Source organism: Cloacibacterium caeni, assembly GCF_907163105.1.
Taxonomy (GTDB): domain Bacteria; phylum Bacteroidota; class Bacteroidia; order Flavobacteriales; family Weeksellaceae; genus Cloacibacterium; species Cloacibacterium caeni_A.
In genome coordinates this window covers 2,169,013-2,186,687 of sequence record NZ_OU015321.1, presented here as the reverse complement: position 1 = coordinate 2,186,687, position 17,675 = coordinate 2,169,013, and the positions used below count along the sequence as shown (strand labels likewise).

Sequence of the window (17,675 nt, the reverse complement as noted above, 5' to 3'; positions counted from 1 at the left end):
ATACAAAATGTTAAAAATAAATAACTTACACGCCAAAATTGAAGACGGCGTAGAAATTCTGAAAGGAATTAATTTAGAAATAAAACCAGGCGAGGTTCACGCAATTATGGGACCAAATGGTGCTGGAAAATCTACCCTTTCTTCTGTAATTGCAGGAAAAGAAGATTACGAAGTAACCGATGGAGAAATACTTTTCGAAGGAGAAGATATTATTGAAGATGCTCCTGAAGAAAGAGCGCACAAAGGAATTTTTCTTTCGTTTCAGTATCCTGTTGAAATTCCGGGAGTTACGGTGACTAATTTCATTAAAGCTGCACTTAACGAAACCAGAAAAGCCAACGGAAAAGAAGAACTTTCTGCGAAAGATATGTTGGCGTTAGTTCGTCAAAATTCTGAACTTTTGGGAATTAAGAAAGATTTTCTTGGGCGTTCTCTTAATGAAGGATTTTCGGGAGGAGAAAAGAAACGTAACGAGATTTTCCAAATGATGATGCTTAATCCTAAATTGGCTATCCTAGATGAAACCGATTCTGGACTTGATATTGATGCTCTTAGAATCGTTGCAGATGGTGTTAATCATTTTAAAAATGAAGGAAATGCAGTACTTCTAATTACTCACTATCAAAGACTTTTAAATTATATTCAACCAGATTTTGTACACGTTTTAGCAGACGGGAAAATCATCAAAACTGGCGATAAATCTTTGGCTCTTGAGTTAGAAGAAAAAGGATACGATTGGCTTCTTTGATTTCAAAGTTCCGAGTTCAAAATTCAAAGTTAATTAAGAAAATAAACACAACGTTTGTCATTCCGAAGGAATCTAAACAAATTTTGTAGAGATATTTTAAATAAAAAAATTCAAATGTCACTATTTCAACAAATAGAAGAAAAAAAACCTTCACTTTTCGGTGAAAAATTAATTGCTTTAGAAGATTTCTTAAGCAAAGGTTTCCCTACCAAAAAAGACGAAGAATATAAATATACCCATCTGAAAGAAATTACAGAAAAAGATTATAATTTTTCTGCTTCAGAGCATCATTCTATTACAAAAAAACAATTGGATGAGCTTCACCTTGGCGAAGAACATTTTGATTTAATTGTTTTTGTGAATGGAAAATTACACAGAGAATTGTCTAATATATCTGTAGAAAATGCTGAGTTTTTAACATTGAATTATGCACTTTCTCACGAATCTTATTCAGAAATTATTAAAAATCATTTCAATAAGATTGCTAATCAAGATTTGGCTTTCTGCAATTTAAATGAAGCACTTTATGAGAATGGTTTCTTCCTTCACGTTCCGAAAAATGTGGTGATAGAAAAGCCAATTCATGTATTTTATATTTCTCAAAATCAAGATGAAAACACATTCTATAATACCAGAAATTTATTGGTAGTAGAAGAAGGTGCGAAAGTAGAAGTGATAGAATCTCATCATAATTTTGATGAAACTTATGTATTTACCAACTCTGTAACCGAAATTTTTGCAGATAAAAACGCAAAAGCAGATTGGCATAAATTACAGAATGATAGTGATACATCTTATTTGGTAGACCACACTTTTGCGAAGCAAGAAAGAGATTCTTTGGCAACCGTAAATACATTTTCTTTCGGTGGAAAATTGGTGAGAAACAATCTAGATTTCATTCATAATGGAGAAAATATCAACTCTTTTATGAACGGAATTACCATTATTGGAGGCGAACAGTTGGTAGATCATCACACTGCAGTTCATCATAACCAACCGAATTGTGAATCTTATCAGAATTACAAAGGTGTTTTCAAAGATAAAGCTCATGGTGTTTTTAACGGGAAAGTTTTTGTAGATAAAATCGCTCAAAAAACCAATGCTTATCAGCAAAACAATAATATTTTGTTAGACGAAGGCGCTACGATTGATACGAAACCTCAGTTAGAAATTTTTGCAGATGATGTAAAATGTTCTCACGGTTGTACGGTTGGTCAGCTGAATGAAGATGCACTGTTTTATCTAAGAGCAAGAGGAATTTCTAAAAAAGAAGCTCAAGCATTGTTATTATATGCTTTCGCGAATGATGCGATGCAAAATATTGATATTGAGCCTTTAAAACTAAAAATTTCTAAACTTTTGGCTGAAAAATTAGAAGTAGAAATTGCTTTTGAAGATTTAGATTAAAATTCATATTTTCGTTGAGAAATGAATTTAGAACAAGTCCATTTACATCTTCAAGCGTATAAAGAAAGCGACCAAATTTTAGATGCAGCCAAGTATCTGATTAGAAATTTCGACATAGAACACGAGAATTTTGCAGGTTTTGGGTTTAGAGAAGAACTGAAAAATGATGGACTTTTATTAACTGCAGAAGGAGAAATAGGAGAAAAGCAAATCGTAAAAATTCCTAGAAATCTATTTGATTTTGATATCAAATTGGTTTTGAATATGGTGGCTCACGAAATGCTTCATGTTCGTCAAAAAGACCCAAATTCTCTAGTGGAAGATAAAAATGAAAGGGAATTTCAAGCATATTATGAAATGCTTTTTCATAAAGTTTTTCCACAAATTCCTGAGCTTTCACCATTTTACATTAAACAATTTGGTGGCAAAGCTTTAGAATATTATAGAAGAATGGGCGATGGTTCTGAATTGCAGCAGAAATATGCAGAACAGAAAAAAGAAGTGGAGGAACTTATATCTGTTCAACCATAATTTTTAAAAAAAACTAAAACCAACCAAAATGATAAAAAATATTCCGATAGAAAAAGTGCTTTTTCTGGATATAGAAACCGTTCCGCAAGTAAGTAATTTTGCAGAGCTTTCTGAAACCGAACAAAAACTTTGGGACAAAAAAACTGCAAGACAAAGAGAAGAAGATATTTCTGCTGCTGATTTTTACAGAGATAGAGCTGGAATAATGGCAGAATTTGGTAAAATTATTTGCATTTCTATTGGGATTTATGATAAAAACAATAAAATTCTCATCAGAAGTTTTGCAGGAGACCATGAAGAAGAATTATTAAAAGAATTTGGAGAAATTTTCAATCGCCCGAAGTTGCAAAACGTAATTTTGTGTGCACACAACGGAAAAGAATTTGATTTTCCTTGGATTGCTAGAAGATTTCTCATCAATGGAATGCAACCGCCAATTCCGTTCCAGATGTTTGGAAAAAAACCTTGGGAAATCCCGCATCTTGATACGATGGAATTGTGGAAATTTGGTGATTGGAAAAGCTTTATTTCTTTGGAATTAATGGCGCATATTTTTGGCGTTCCTACTCCCAAAGATGATATAGATGGTTCTTTGGTCTCGTCTATCTATTATATAGAAAAAGACTTGCCGAGAATTGTAAAATATTGCGAAAAAGATGTCTTAACTTTGGCCAATATCTTTCGCAAAATGAGACAAGAAGATTTATTAGAAAGAAGAGAAGATTAAATCTCAAATGTATTAAGAATTATGAAATATACAGACGAACAAATTGCAGATATAGGTGAAAATATCATTAAAGCCTTAAAAACCGTTTTCGATCCAGAAATTCCTGTAGATATCTACGAATTGGGATTGGTTTATGATGTGCAAATTTCTGAAGATGGAGATGTAAAAGTGGTGATGACTCTTACTACACCGAATTGTCCTGTAGCAGAATCTCTACCTCAAGAAGTAAAAGAAAAAGTAGCAGCTGTAGAAAATGTAAAATCTGTAGATTTAGAATTGACTTTTGAGCCAAGTTGGAACAAAGATATGATGAGCGAAGAAGCAAAATTTGAATTAGGAATTTTATTTTAAACCGTCATTAGAAGGAATAAAATAATAAAGTAATCCGTTGATAAAATATTAAACGCGCTGAAATTTTTCAGCGCGTTTTTTATATAAATCTCACAGATGCGAACGCTAAATTTCAGTCGCAATTTCTTTCCCTTCTCTTCGGCTCCATTCGCTCCAAGATCCAACATATAAATTCGGCACTTCGGCTCCGCTCAGTGTGACGAAACCAGCATAGTCTAAAGCCAAAATCGTATGACAAGCAGTAACTCCAGAACCACAATGAATAATGAGTTTTTTTGTCATGTTGAGCGGAGTCGAAACATCTGCTAATATTTTTTGATATTTTTCTTTTAAAATTTCAGGAGAAAGAAATTCGCCATTTTCATCTAAATTTTCAGAAAAAGGAATGTTAATCGCACCAGGAATATGTCCTGCTACTAAATCTATTGGTTCGCTTTCACCACGGTATCTGTAAGCATCTCTTACATCTATGACGGTAGCAGAATTTTCGGTAATTTCTTTTTCTACCTCTTCTAAAGTTGAGGTTGGCCAACTCCAATTTTCTTTCAAGATAAATGATGTTTTTTCAAAAATTTCTTCTCCAGATTTTAAAGGAATCCCTGTCTTTTCTGCCGTTTGAAATCCACCATTCAAAACCTGAACTTTTTCAATTCCAAAAGATTTTAACATCCACCAACAACGAGCCGCTGCATTTGCGCCATTGGAAGTGTCATAAACCACAATGTGAGAATCCTCTGAAATTCCTAAATTTTGCAGAGTCTCTGCAAATTTTGAAATCTTTGGCAAAGGATGTCTTCCTCCGAAAGCTGCATCTTCGCCAATTTCTGCTAAATCTTTGTCAAGGTCGATAAACCTAGCACTTTTAATGTGATTTTGTAGATAATTTTCACGAGCTTCTTTTCCCGTTCTCGCATCAAGAATTACTAAGTTTTCTTGATGGAAAATTTCTGAAAGTTCGGTTGCGGTGATGATGGGTTTCATTGTGTATATTTTTTTTAAACGCAAAGATTTTTATTTATTTCTTTAAATTTTAAGTCGTTTCACTCAGCAAAGGCATTAAAATGCTTCGCAAAGCGAAGTGTTTATCAGTGCAATCTGTGAGCAGTTAAATTTAAAGACAATTTTTCTTAATTGAAAATTTCTTGAAGTTCAGTTGCGGTGATGATGGGTTTCATTGAAAGAATATTATATATGAAATTAAGAAAATGTGTATTAATAGCAGCAAACTTGGAATTAATATTGACAGTGTTTTATTGCCTCTTTTTTTGAAGAAATTATAGGTTGATATTATTACCATCACTGGAATTACAAACACAGAGAAGATAACAATGATGAAAGTAACTAAGCCTAAACTTGCTAAAACTGGACTTTCTTCAAAGGTTTCTATCATTATATTTTATTTAAAACTTAAAAATATCTTTTGCTCTATTCCAAGCTGCTTCAAAATTAAGAAGGTTCAGTTTGTGGTCTATTTTTTCAGATGCCATAAAATTTATGACTTGTTCCGTTGGCATATTTCCTACCAAATCATCTTTTGCATAAGGACAACCGCCAATTCCTTTAATTGCAGAGTCAAATCTTCTGCAACCTTTATCGTAAGCCGCTTTCAGTTTTACGTAAGAATCTTCGTATTTATTATGAAAATGCGCTCCAAAATGAATATCAGGAAACTGCGCAGGAATTTTTTCAAACAATTGCGAAATCCGCTCTACATTTCCTGTTCCCGTAGTATCTGAAAGCAATATATTTTTGATGCCAATTTCCGCAAATCTTTTCGCCCAAAATTCTACATCTTGCCATTTCCAGATTTCGCCATAAGGATTTCCGAAAGCCATAGAAAAATAAAGGTTCAATTCTCTATTTTCGGATTGTACCAACTCCCAAATTTTAACAATTTCTTCATACGCTTCTTCTTGGTTTTTATTGGTGTTTCTGTACTGAAAAGTTTCAGAAATAGAAAAAGGAAAGCCTAAAATATCAACGTTTTCATGCTTCAAGGCACGTTCTGCGCCAGAAAGATTGGCTACGATGACAGAAATTTTGGTGTTATTTTTTTTCTGAATTTCGGGGATTACGTCTTTAGTATCTGCCATTTGAGGAATGGCTTTAGGCGACACGAAACTTCCACAATCGAGTACATCAAAGCCTACTTCCATCAATGCATTAATGTAATCAATCTTTTTTTGAGTGGGAATAAATTCTCCCCAACCTTGCATGGCGTCTCGTGGACATTCAGTTAAAAACATTTCTAATTTTTAGATTTTATTTCTTGCCTAAAAATACGATTTTTTTGACCAAAAGAAAAAGGAAAGTCAATTTTATGAAAACCCTTGATTCTGTGCACCAAACTGCGCCCCAGATTGAGCGGCGTGTTTGAGCTCTTTTTTCTAAAAATTTTGAAAAGATGGCTTAGAAGATGAATTTTTAGAAAAAAAGCGAGTAGCGAAAGCTGGAATTTGGCGCCAAATATTTTTTAAGAAACATCCATCATCTAACATCCATCATCCCGTCAAAAATCTGTAAATTTGTGAGAAATAAAAATAAAGAAATGCAGACAATAGAATTCAATCACGAATGGAAAATGCGTCTTCTGAACCGTTTTCTTACTTATGTAAAAATATATTCAACCAGTGATGCAGAAAGCGAAACTACGCCTTCTTCTCCACAGCAATGGGACATAGCGAAATACATCTTCCAAGAATTGCAAGATTTAGGACTTTCTGATGTTTCTATGGACGAAAATGGTTACATCATGGCGTATGTTCCTTCTAATATTTCTGAAAATGAGCCAACTGTAGGTTTTATTGCACATTATGATACTTCACCAGATTTTAACGGGAAAGATGTAAATCCACAAATTTGGGAAGATTACAACGGTGGAGATTTGTTGCTCAACCAAGAAACGGGGTTCACCCTTTCTTCTGAAAAATTCCCAAGTCTGAAAAAATATGTAGGAAAAACTTTGATTACTACAGACGGAACTTCGCTTCTTGGAGCTGATGACAAAGCGGGAGTTGCAGAAATTGTAACCGCTGCAGAATATCTTTTGGCGCATCCAGAAATTAAACACGGAAGAATTGCGATTGGTTTTACACCAGACGAAGAAATTGGAAGAGGAGCTCATAAGTTTAATGTGGCGAGATTTGGGGCAGAATATGCGTATACAATGGACGGAAGTGAAGTGGGAGAATTAGAATACGAAAATTTCAATGCAGCAGGAGCAGTGGTGAAAATTAACGGACTTTCTGTTCACCCTGGTTATGCTTTTGGTCAAATGAAAAATGCAGGACTTCTCGCAGTGGAATTTGCACAGATGTTACCTGCTAATGAAACACCAGCTACAACCAAAGGTTTTGAAGGTTTTTATCATTTAATGGAAATTAAAGGTGATGTTTCTGAAGCTAAATTGCAATACATTATTAGAGACCACGATGCTGTTAAATTTGAAAATCGTAAAAAATTCATCACCGAAAAAGTAGCAGAATTTAATGCAAAACACGGTGAAAATACTGCCGAAATAGAAATTAAAGAGCAGTACCGCAACATGAAACAGCAATTTGAAGGCAAAATGCACATAGTAGAAATTGCAGAACAAGCGATGAAAGACGCCAACATAGAACCGAAAATTAAAGCAATTAGAGGTGGAACTGATGGTGCACAATTGTCTTACATGGGATTGCCTTGCCCAAATATTTTTGCAGGGGGAGAAAATTTCCACGGACCGTATGAATATGTGGTGCTAGAGTCTATGGAAAAAGCCGTGAAAGTAATTGTGAATATCGCGAAAGCGAAGAAATAAATAAACACAATCCTTCAAGGATTCTAAATCCTTGAAGGATTAAATTTAAAACTCTGTTAATCACTAATTAACACTTCTAGCCTAATTTTACAAAAACTATTTATGGCAAAACAAAAACGCGAAGTAGAAGTAGTTGTTTTATCAGACATTCATTTGGGGACTTATGGTTGTCATGCCAAAGAATTGGTGGCGTATCTCAAAAGTGTTTCTCCGAAAGTGTTAATTCTCAATGGTGATGTAATTGACGGTTGGGCTTTTTCTAAAAGATATTTTCCCAATTCTCACATGGCAGTTTTGAGTGAGTTTTTCAAAATGATGAAAAAAGGAACTCAAGTGATTTACATCACCGGAAATCACGATGAATTTTTAAGAAAATACACCGATTTATCGATGGGAAATCTTTTTCTTACCGATAAATATTTATTAGAAATTGAAGGAAAAAAACATTGGATTTTTCACGGAGACGTTTTTGACCATACTACTTCTGGCGGAGCTAAATTTATTGCCAAATTGGGCGGAATGGGTTATGATTGGTTGATTTTGGTGAATAGAGCCATCAATTGGATTTTAGAAAAATTCGGGAAAGGAAAAGTTTCGCTCTCTAAAAAAGTAAAAAATTCGGTGAAAAAAGCGGTAAAATTCATTGGTGATTTTGAGAAAAAAGCCACTGAAATTGCCATCAACAATCATTATGATTATGTGATTTGCGGACATATTCATCAACCAGCAGATAAAATTTGGGCTACCGAAAAAGGAAGTGTTCATTACCTGAATTCAGGCGACTGGATTGAGAATCTCTCTTGGTTAGAATACAATCATGGAGAATGGAGTTTAAAATTCTTTAACGAAAAAGATTTTGAAAAACCTATTATTGAGAAAAATGATATTTCAGTCAATATGGAAGAACTCATTCATCCAAAAGTTTTTGCAGAATTTGCAACTCAAAAAGTTTAAATTAATTCTCGCAGATTTAGCAAATCTAGCAGATGATTATTTGATAATCTGCTTAATCCGTAAAATCTGCGAGAGATTTTCCTTAGAAATTTATTTTTTCAAAAAAGCATCCCAACCTTGCGCGGTAATTTGCGCCAATTCGTTGCTTCCTCGTAAAACCATAAAATTACCCTGTCCCAAATCTACAGCGTGACCAATCACCGTAAAATCTGGGTGATTTCTCAGTTTTTCAAAATCATTTGGAGAAATAGTGAACAATAATTCATAATCTTCGCCACCGCTTAATGCACACATTGCAGGATTGAGGTTAAATTCATCTGCAGTAGTAATGGTAAGCGTGTCTAAAGGAATTTTTTCTTCATACAATCTGAAACCAACTTTACTTTGGTCAGAAAGATGCAAGATTTCCGAAGCCAAACCATCAGAAACATCAATCATAGAAGTTGGTTTTATGTCGAGTTCTTCTAACGTTTTCTTGATGTCTGTTCTTGCTTCAGGTTTTAATTGACGTTCCAAAATATAATCATAGCCTTCCATTTCTGGTTGCATATTTGGATTGGTTAGATAAACGGTATGTTCTCTTTCCAAAATTTGTAAACCCATATAAGCGCCACCTAAATCTCCGGTAACTACTAATAAATCATTGGTTTTAGCACCATTTCTGGTAACTAAATTTTCAGAATTTTCTAATCCAATAGCAGTAATAGTAATCACTAAACCAGAGGTAGAACTGGTAGTGTCCCCACCTACTAAATCTACATTGTATTTTTCGCAAGCTCTGTAAATTCCATCGTAAATTTCATCAAGAGCTTCCACAGGAAATCTGTTAGAAACCGCCATAGAAACTAAAATCTGAGTAGGAACAGCGTTCATTGCAGCAATGTCGCTCAGATTTACAACAACTGCTTTGTAACCCAAATGCTTCAATGGAACATAGCCCAAATTAAAATGCACTCCTTCTGCTAAAACATCAGACGTAATCACTACTTTTTTTCCTTCAGGATTGATGATTGCGGCGTCATCACCAATAGAACATTCGGTGGAAGAATTCTTAATAGGAAAATTTTCGGTAAGGTGTTTAATCAATCCAAATTCTCCTAATTCAGAAATTGGTGTTAATTGAGGTTTTTGATCTTCTAACATAATTGTAAAGCGTAAAAAGAGTCAAAATTTTCGACTCTTAATTTTTAAAATTTAACGATTTAAATCCATTAAACTCGCATCTATATTTTCCGGACGGAAAGGCAATGCTTTAATGTCTTCTCTAGAAAGCAGTTTAGTGTTTTCGGTTTTAAACTGATTCATCACCACCAAAATATCATCTGGTGGAGTAGTGGTTTTTCTTAGCATCATATCAATCCAAACTCCCGTTGCTTCGGCAGTTGCACAATGTGTACCGTCTGGCAAATAGAACTTGTGTGTGAACTGATAAATACTTGCATCTTCAGAACTTCCAGAAATTTCTAATGAAACAATCACTTCTTGGTCAGCATAAACTTCCTTGAAAAACGAATATCTTTCGTGCAAAATCACAGGGCCAATTCCCCATCTGTTGAGTTGAGCAACCCCCATTTTGTGTTTCGTCATAAAAGCCATTCTCGTTTGCGCACAATATTGCACATAAGAAGAGTTGGCTAAATGTCTGTTGGCATCTATATCGCTCCAGCGAACTTCGTGTTTATGGTAGTAAATCATAAATTTTTATTTTTTATGGCGCCAAATTCCTCGTTCCGTTCCCGCTTCCCGAAAAAAATATTTTTTACATTCTTTAAAAAATATTTTCTCGGGAGAGCTCCACTCAACTCGGGGCGCAATTCCGTTATAAAATCATATTTTTTTCAAGCCTCAAAAATACGCAATAATCATGGTTTTAAAAAATCGTATTTTTGCATCAATAGGAGCGGACTTTAGTCCGCTTATCAAATTAAGAATTTCAGTTGGCTTTAGCCAAAACCTAAAGATGAATACAAAAAAGAAAATTACCATCATTGGAGGCGGTGCTGCAGGATTTTTCTGTGCAGCAAACCTTGATGCAGAAAAATACTATGTTACTATTTTAGAACAAAATAATGAAACCCTCCAAAAAGTAAAAATCTCTGGAGGCGGAAGATGCAATGTAACTCATGCCTGCTTTGATCCTCGTGAATTGGTGAAATTTTATCCTAGAGGAAACAAAGAGTTATTGAGTGTTTTCAGTAAATTTCAACCGGGAGATACGATGGATTGGTTTGATCAACGAAATGTTTCGTTGAAAATAGAAGGTGACAATAGAATTTTCCCGGAAAGTAATTCCTCTCAAACCATTATGGATTGTTTCTTGAAAGAAGTTCAGGCTAAAAATTTTGAAATCAAAACACAATCGGTCGTTTTAGAAATTCAGAAATTAGAAGAAGGCTATAAAATCATCACCAAAGAAGGAGAAATCCTCACCGATTATGTGATTTATACCACAGGAAGTTCGCCGAAATCTTTGAAAATGATTGAAAATTTAGGGCATAAAATTGTTTCGCCAGTTCCGTCATTATTTACTTTTAATATCAAAAATGATGTGCTGAATGATTTAATGGGAACAAGTTTTCCTTATGCAGAAGTTTCAATTCCAAAATTAAAAATGGAAGAATTCGGGCCGCTTTTGATAACACATTGGGGACTTTCTGGGCCTGCAATTTTAAAACTTTCTGCGTGGAAAGTGAGAGAACTTTCCGATTTGAAATATAATTTTGAAATTAAAGTCAATTTCATAGGCATAGACAAAGAACAAGCGGAAGAAGTTTTTAAAAATTACAGAGAAGAAAATCCCAAGAAAACTATTGGGAATGCGAAAATTTTTGAAATTACGACTCGTTTTTGGCTCAGAATTCTTTGGTTGTCTAAGATAGATTTGGAGAAAAATATTTCTCACATCACCAAGCAAGAACTTCAGAAAATTCTAGAAAATCTTTGCGAAAACACAATGCAAGTCAAGGGGAAATCTACCTTTAAAGATGAATTTGTAACTGCAGGTGGTGTAGATTTGAAGGAGATAAATTTCAAAACGATGGAATCTAAAATTTTGGAAAATTTCTACATTGCAGGAGAAGTTCTGAATATTGACGCTGTAACTGGAGGGTTTAATTTCCAAGCTTGTTGGAGCGAAGCATGGCTGATTGCGCAAGAATTGAATGCTAAATAAGGTACATTTTTGTCATTCTGAACGAAATGAAATGGAGTGAAGAATCTATTTGATAAGATTCTTTATTTCGCTACGCTCCATTCAGAATGACAACTGCATGAAATTCTAAAAACTCATTCCTTCGATTTTCAGTTCTACTTTTGCATAAATATCAACTACCGTCGTAATATGGTCTTCAGAAATTAAGAATTCCGTAGGTTTAAAATCCATTACTTTTCCCGAAAGTTTAAATCCTTTTTGGTATTCTTTGTTGAAGCTTTCTTCAATAGATTTTTTTGATGCGTTTTCGAGTTCTAAAAACGGAATTCCGTAGTCTTGTTCAATCATTTTCACGATTTTTCCTTCAAAAAGTGAAGTGATTGCTTTATGAAAAATATTTTTGGTTTTCAGTTTAAAATCAGATTTGGTGAATCCTATTTTATGTTTTTGGGCGTCATAAATGAGTTTTCCTTTGATATAAGAAATGCCATTTATTTTTCCCGAAGTTTGAATTTCGATGACTACATTTTCGTTTTCTGCATAGACTTTTATGTCTTCTACTTTAATTTTTGATTTCCCTTCGTTAAAAGGAAATTCTTTCCCTTGAAATTGTTTTTGGGCAATCGCTGTAGCTTCAGAAAAAGGAATATTAGTGGTGGTTTTGAGTAAAAATTCTCTACCCAAATTTTGCGCTGGGGTAAAATAAGGAACCGCATTCACCAAAGGATTTTTCGAAGGTTTGGTTCCCACAAAAGTTTCCGAGAACAAATCAATGGAAACTGTAGTTTTCATCTTGTCAAGGTAAATTTCTAGTGGCGACATTTTTACGGTTTGCGGCGTAATTTTTAGCCAAGTGTTGTATTCATCAGAAATCTTCATTGGTTCAGAAAAATTATTCCAAACTTTGAGAATATACGGTTGAAGATTCATTTTTTGTTGGATTTGCGCATCAATCACAGTGGTAAAATCCTTTTGTTGTTTCACCAGAATTTTTTCGATGACGCTGGCTAAAGGAAATTTTATTTTCCCAAAATCTAAGACGGGTTTTTCTCGCCAAACAAAACCAGCGGTAGAAGTAGTGGTTTTCACTTGCCAATTTTGTAGAAATTCTACGGATGAAATAAAATTCATCACCACTCTGAATTGGGTTTCTTGGTAAGAGTATAAACCCAAAGTTCCAATGCCTTTTTCTGCCCAAATTTTAAGCGGAACAGAAAATAGTAATCGGTTGTTGGTTAATGCTTTCATCGTGATTTCGCCATCTTTTTCTACTTTGGTTTTCAGTTGGTCACTGTCATTATTTTCATAAGATTGGTCTTCGTAAAGTGTTCCTGTGATGGATTGATTCGTTAATCTTTGGATTTCTGAAATCGGCAAAGAAATGGGCACGGAAATGCTAGAAGGAATCTTAGGAAATTGATAAGTTTCAGTTTGTGAAAATCCGAAAATGGATAAAAATATGAATAGAAGTGATACTCTCATTTTAAAATCTTATGGAAAGTAAAAATACAAAAAGAACCCATTGCATAGCACAAAATATCAATCCAAGAAAAAGAATTTCCGAGGACAATCATGGCAATTTTATTGTCTTTTAACCCAAACCATTCAGCGAAATGAAAATATTGAGCAAATTCTATGATACAAGCAAATAAGAAAACCCCAATGTTGAGGAGCATTTTGTTTTTAATATCAAGGAAAGTTAGCATAAAAGTATAAATAAGAATCACCACCAAAACATCACCAAAATAAGCCCGTAACCAAATAATATCTTTGAAAACGGTAGCGATGGAAACCTCTGCTAGAAATAGAAATATAGTTGTTAAGAAATATTTGTAATTAAAAATCATATTATTGTATCTTTGATAAAAACAAACGATGAAAAAATTTATTGTATTAACAGCTGTATTTTTTATGGGTGTCTTTTTCGCACAAGAGCCTATCAAAAATTTAAGTAAAGAAGATATTCCCATAGAAGTGGCCAATTTAGTAGATATTTCTACCGTTACTTTTATGATAGACACCGAACCTTCATTTCCAGGAGGAATGAGTGCTTTTAGAAAAGAATTTTCTCAGAATTTTGATACTTCTGCTTTAGAAAAAACAAATGGTGGAACGCTGAAAACGGTGATGTATTATGTAGTAGAAGTTGATGGAAGTATTGTATATGTAAAAGCTATTGGAGAAAATGAATCCTTCAACAAAGAAGCTGAAAGAACGTTGAAATCCATCAAAACGAAATATGCTCCAGCAAAAGTGAACAACTTAGTGGTAAGACACATGTTAAGAATGCCACTCAGTATGAATTTTAAATAATATGAGAAAACTAATTTTACTTTTCACTCTTATTTTTAGTGGTTTTGTTTTTGGGCAAGTAAAAGACACAATTATTGATGGAAAAAAAACTGAAATTTATTATAGCATAGACAAAGATGCTGAATTCCCAGAAGGTTTTGAAGTTTTTAAAAAATTAATAATGAAAAACTTTGATACCTCAAAAGTAAAATATAAAAAGAAAGGTAGAATTTTTACAGTAATTGTTTTCGTGGTTCAAAAAGATGGTTCTTTAGGTGATTTTTCCGTTTCTGGTGAGAATAAACAATTCAATAAAGAAGCTTTAAACGCAATAAAAAAAAGTTGATGTTAAATGGTCACCAGCTTTAATTAATAATCTTCCAGCAAGGCAAAGATTTAAAGTTCCTCTTTATTTGACGTTTGACTAATCAATACATTAAAACCTTACTTCCCAATCATCTTTTTAATCGCATTCAACTTCATTAAGGCTTCAATCGGTGTTAAAGTATTGATGTCAATTTTGGTAAGTTCTTCTCTGATGTTTTCTAAAACAGGATCATCGAGTTGGAAGAAAGAAAGTTGAAGATTTTCTTCGGTCACCCGTTTTATTTTTTCTGTAGAACCACTGTTGGAACGAGAATTTTCTAAAGTTTTTAGAATTTCAGAAGCCCTGTTTACTACTTTGGAAGGCATTCCTGCCAATTTTGCTACATGAATCCCGAAACTGTGTTCACTACCACCAGAAACCAATTTTCGGAGAAAAATAATATTGCCTTTATTCTCCTGAATCGTCACGTGGAAATTTTTAATTCTCTCAAAATTTACGCTCATTTCATTGAGTTCGTGGTAATGCGTGGCGAAAAGTGTTTTCGGTTGAGTAGAATGCTGATGAAGATATTCTGCAATCGCCCAAGCTATAGAAACCCCGTCATAAGTAGAAGTTCCACGTCCGATTTCATCGAGCAAAATCAAACTTCTTTCAGAAATATTATTCAAAATATTCGCTGCTTCGTTCATTTCTACCATAAAAGTAGATTCGCCAGCAGAAATATTATCGGTAGCGCCAACTCTGGTAAAAATTTTGTCTAAAATGCCAATTTCGGCATGTTTTGCAGGAACAAAACTTCCAATTTGTGCCAGCAAACAAATAATTGCAGTTTGTCTCAAAATCGCAGATTTACCCGCCATATTTGGTCCAGTAACCATAATGATTTGTTGAGAATCTTTATCCAAAAAAACATCATTCGGAATGTATTTTTCGCCTAAAGGAAGCGATTTTTCTATTATTGGGTGTCTTCCCTCTTTAATGTCAATCGCAAAAGTTTCGTTGAGAATAGGTTTTGTATAATTTTCGGAAATCGCCAATTCTGAAAGCGAAACCGCACAATCTAACTGCGCTATTAAATTAGAATTTTCCTGAATTTGGTCAATATACATCATTACATTTTCGCAAACCTGACGATATAATTGATGTTCAATCTGCGAAATTTTTTCTTCTGCGCCGAGAATTTGAGTTTCGTATTCCTTCAATTCTTCGGTAATATAACGTTCCGCATTTACCAAAGTTTGTTTACGAATCCAATCTTCTGGAACTTTGTCTTTATGCGTATTTCTAACCTCGATATAATATCCAAAAACATTATTGAAATCAATTTTCAGTGAAGAAATTCCCGTTCTTTCGATTTCTCTTTGGCACATTTCATCCAAAAAACCTTTTCCTTTTGTTTGAAGATTTCTCAATCTATCAAGTTCCTCCGAAACTTCGGATTTGATCACATTTCCTTTGTTGAGGTTTACCGGAAGTTCTTCATTCAAATGATTTTGAAGATAAGAAATAAGTTCTTCTAAATTGTTCAGAGGTTCTAGCCAAGCTAAAACATCGTGATGAGAACTCAATAATTCTCTGATTTTCTGAATATTAATTAAACTCTGACGAAGATAACCGAGTTCTTTCGGTGAAATCTTTTCGGCAGCTAATTTTCCTACCAATCGGTCTAAATCTGAAATTCCTTTCAATAAATCTAAAATTTCAAATTTCAAAGAATCTTCATTGTTAAAAAATTCAATCAGAGAAAGTCTTCGGTTGATTTCGTTTACCGATTTTAGTGGCAAAATCAATCTTCGGCGAAGCAATCTTCCTCCCATTGCTGTGGAAGTTTTATCAATGATATCGAGCAAAGATTTCCCTTGAAAACTGCTAGAATGTACAATTTCTAAATTTCGCAAAGTGAAATTATCCATCATCAAATAATCATCTTGCGGAATGCTTTGTATTTTGGTAATATGTTGTAAGAGAGCGTGATGTGTATCTTCAACTAAATAAGCGAAAATCGCTCCAGCTGCGGTAATCCCCAATTTTTGTTCATCAATCCCGAACCCTTTTAGAGATTTGGTTTTAAAATGAGAATTCAGTTTTTCGTAAGCAAAATTATATTGATACGCCCAATCTTCTAGCTTGAAACAGTTTTTATTTTTAAGTTGAGAAGGAATTTCGGCGGTTCTTTGGTAAATAATTTCAGCAGGATCAAAGGTGTGAACAATGTGTAGTAATTTCTCTAAATTTCCTTCTGCAACCAGAAATTCACCCGTAGAAACATCTACTAATGCTATCCCAAACTTCTCTTTTTCTTTGTGAAGAGAAAGCAAGAAATTATTTTTTTTGGAATTGAGAACTTGTTCGTTAAACGTAACACCTGGAGTTACCAATTCAGTAACACCACGTTTCACGATTCCTTTGACCATTTTTGGGTCTTCCAATTGATCGCAAATCGCAACACGCATTCCGGCTCTTACCAATTTAGGCAAGTAAGAATCTACAGAATGATGCGGAAAACCTGCTAACTCAATATGACCTTCTCCATTGGCTCTTTTGGTAAGAACTATTCCTAAAATTTGAGAAGTTTTAATGGCATCTTGCCCGAAAGTTTCGTAGAAATCTCCCACTCTGAAAAGCAATAGCGCATCTGGATATTTCGCCTTGATGGTATTGTACTGAGTCATTAACGGAGTTTCTTTTTTTGCCATTCTTGAGAGTATGAATTTTGAGGTTTAAGATTCGAAATTTGAGGTTGTAAATTAAAACCTTAATTTTGCCCAAAAATACGAAAATGCAACCTACCAAAAAACTGAAATTAGAAGAATTAGGAAGAATAGATGTAGAAACCTTCAAAAAGACGGAGAAAATTCCGTTGGTGGTGATTCTAGATAATGTAAGAAGTATGCATAATGTAGGTGCAGCTTTCCGAACTGCAGATGCTTTTTTGGTGGAGAAAATTATTCTTTGTGGCATTACTCCGAAACCGCCTCACAGAGAAATTCACAAAGCAGCATTAGGCGCAACTGAAAGTGTAGATTGGCAATTTTATGAGAGCGTAAAAGAAGCAGTCATAGATTTAAAAACGTTAGGTTACGAAGTTGTTGGAATAGAACAGACTACTAATTCTGTGATGATTACGGATTTTAACATTGATAGAACTAAAAAATATGCTTTGGTTTTAGGCAATGAAGTAGAAGGAATTTCAGATGAAATTTTAACCGATTTAGACGAATGTTTAGAAATTCCACAGTTGGGAACCAAACATTCTCTTAACGTTTCGGTTTGTGGAGGAATTGTGATGTGGGAATTTTTCAAAGGTCTAAAGTAGAATTGAAAGGGCGCGAGCGAAGCGAGCGTTGATTGTTTTCAAAATTAAAAAAATAAGTCCCGAAAATGTTC

Annotated in this window: 18 protein-coding genes; 11 read left to right on the top strand and 7 right to left on the bottom strand. The window is 34.0% G+C overall.

The window, feature by feature from the left end; genetic code table 11:
• Positions 1-7 precede the first annotated feature (7 nt).
• The 5 genes from sufC (at position 8) to KKQ76_RS10190 (ending at position 3,764) form a co-directional block, all read left to right on the top strand.
• Positions 8-748, top strand: coding sequence for a Fe-S cluster assembly ATPase SufC (gene sufC, locus KKQ76_RS10210; RefSeq protein WP_213197047.1), 741 nt, complete (start codon positions 8-10; stop codon positions 746-748).
• 114 nt (positions 749-862) lie between these two features.
• Positions 863-2,155 carry a Fe-S cluster assembly protein SufD gene (gene sufD / locus KKQ76_RS10205; protein ID WP_213197046.1) on the top strand — a complete coding sequence of 431 codons (1,293 nt, stop codon included), beginning with the start codon at positions 863-865 and terminating at the stop codon, positions 2,153-2,155.
• Between the two features lie 21 nt (positions 2,156-2,176).
• Positions 2,177-2,686, top strand: a complete 510-nt coding sequence (locus KKQ76_RS10200; protein WP_213197045.1) for a hypothetical protein — start codon at positions 2,177-2,179, stop codon at positions 2,684-2,686.
• A 28-nt stretch (positions 2,687-2,714) separates the two neighbouring features.
• A complete protein-coding gene (locus KKQ76_RS10195) occupies positions 2,715-3,413 on the top strand; it encodes a 3'-5' exonuclease (protein ID WP_213197044.1) in 699 nt (232 codons plus the stop codon).
• 21 nt (positions 3,414-3,434) lie between these two features.
• A complete protein-coding gene (locus KKQ76_RS10190) occupies positions 3,435-3,764 on the top strand; it encodes an SUF system Fe-S cluster assembly protein (protein WP_069799686.1) in 330 nt (109 codons plus the stop codon).
• Between the two features lie 105 nt (positions 3,765-3,869).
• On the opposite strand, the gene KKQ76_RS10185 is transcribed toward KKQ76_RS10190, so the two are convergent.
• A complete protein-coding gene (locus KKQ76_RS10185; protein WP_213197043.1) occupies positions 3,870-4,745 on the bottom strand; it encodes a sulfurtransferase in 876 nt (291 codons plus the stop codon).
• 419 nt (positions 4,746-5,164) lie between these two features.
• Complete coding sequence (locus KKQ76_RS10180) at positions 5,165-6,010, bottom strand: hydroxymethylglutaryl-CoA lyase (RefSeq protein ID WP_213197042.1); 846 nt, start codon at positions 6,008-6,010, stop codon at positions 5,165-5,167.
• A gap of 302 nt (positions 6,011-6,312) precedes the next feature.
• Here KKQ76_RS10180 and pepT point away from each other — a divergent pair, with 302 nt between their 5' ends.
• Positions 6,313-7,563 carry a peptidase T gene (gene pepT, locus KKQ76_RS10175; RefSeq protein ID WP_213197041.1) on the top strand — a complete coding sequence of 417 codons (1,251 nt, stop codon included), beginning with the start codon at positions 6,313-6,315 and terminating at the stop codon, positions 7,561-7,563.
• 102 nt (positions 7,564-7,665) lie between these two features.
• Positions 7,666-8,517 (top strand): UDP-2,3-diacylglucosamine diphosphatase, encoded by an 852-nt coding sequence (locus KKQ76_RS10170; protein ID WP_213197040.1) that lies wholly within the window; start codon positions 7,666-7,668, stop codon positions 8,515-8,517.
• 90 nt (positions 8,518-8,607) lie between these two features.
• Here the strand turns inward: KKQ76_RS10170 and thiL are convergent, their stop codons facing one another.
• Together thiL and KKQ76_RS10160 are read right to left on the bottom strand one after the other, a co-directional pair.
• Positions 8,608-9,660, bottom strand: a complete 1,053-nt coding sequence (gene thiL, locus KKQ76_RS10165) for a thiamine-phosphate kinase (RefSeq protein WP_213197039.1) — start codon at positions 9,658-9,660, stop codon at positions 8,608-8,610.
• A 51-nt stretch (positions 9,661-9,711) separates the two neighbouring features.
• Positions 9,712-10,212 (bottom strand): acyl-CoA thioesterase, encoded by a 501-nt coding sequence (locus KKQ76_RS10160; RefSeq protein WP_104793124.1) that lies wholly within the window; start codon positions 10,210-10,212, stop codon positions 9,712-9,714.
• Between the two features lie 265 nt (positions 10,213-10,477).
• On the opposite strand from KKQ76_RS10160, the gene KKQ76_RS10155 reads away from it, so the two are divergent.
• Complete coding sequence (locus KKQ76_RS10155; protein WP_213197038.1) at positions 10,478-11,689, top strand: BaiN/RdsA family NAD(P)/FAD-dependent oxidoreductase; 1,212 nt, start codon at positions 10,478-10,480, stop codon at positions 11,687-11,689.
• A gap of 105 nt (positions 11,690-11,794) precedes the next feature.
• Here the strand turns inward: KKQ76_RS10155 and KKQ76_RS10150 are convergent, their stop codons facing one another.
• Complete coding sequence (locus KKQ76_RS10150; RefSeq protein ID WP_213197037.1) at positions 11,795-13,150, bottom strand: DUF4403 family protein; 1,356 nt, start codon at positions 13,148-13,150, stop codon at positions 11,795-11,797.
• On the bottom strand, positions 13,147-13,515 hold the full coding sequence (locus KKQ76_RS10145; protein WP_213197036.1) for a ribosomal maturation YjgA family protein: 369 nt from the start codon (positions 13,513-13,515) through the stop codon (positions 13,147-13,149). The genes KKQ76_RS10150 and KKQ76_RS10145 overlap by 4 nt, the downstream gene beginning before the upstream one ends.
• Before the next feature lie 28 nt (positions 13,516-13,543).
• Here KKQ76_RS10145 and KKQ76_RS10140 point away from each other — a divergent pair, with 28 nt between their 5' ends.
• Positions 13,544-13,981: a hypothetical protein gene (locus KKQ76_RS10140; RefSeq protein WP_213197035.1), complete on the top strand. Its 438-nt coding sequence runs from the start codon at positions 13,544-13,546 to the stop codon at positions 13,979-13,981.
• A gap of 1 nt (position 13,982) precedes the next feature.
• Entirely contained in the window at positions 13,983-14,306 is a 324-nt protein-coding gene (locus KKQ76_RS10135) for an energy transducer TonB (RefSeq protein ID WP_213197034.1), read from the top strand.
• A gap of 98 nt (positions 14,307-14,404) precedes the next feature.
• On the opposite strand, the gene mutS is transcribed toward KKQ76_RS10135, so the two are convergent.
• Positions 14,405-16,984: a DNA mismatch repair protein MutS gene (gene mutS, locus KKQ76_RS10130; protein WP_213197033.1), complete on the bottom strand. Its 2,580-nt coding sequence runs from the start codon at positions 16,982-16,984 to the stop codon at positions 14,405-14,407.
• Positions 16,985-17,067: 83 nt separating this feature from the next.
• Between mutS and KKQ76_RS10125 the strand changes: the two genes are divergently transcribed.
• Positions 17,068-17,604, top strand: coding sequence for an RNA methyltransferase (locus tag KKQ76_RS10125; RefSeq protein ID WP_213197032.1), 537 nt, complete (start codon positions 17,068-17,070; stop codon positions 17,602-17,604).
• Positions 17,605-17,675 lie beyond the last annotated feature (71 nt).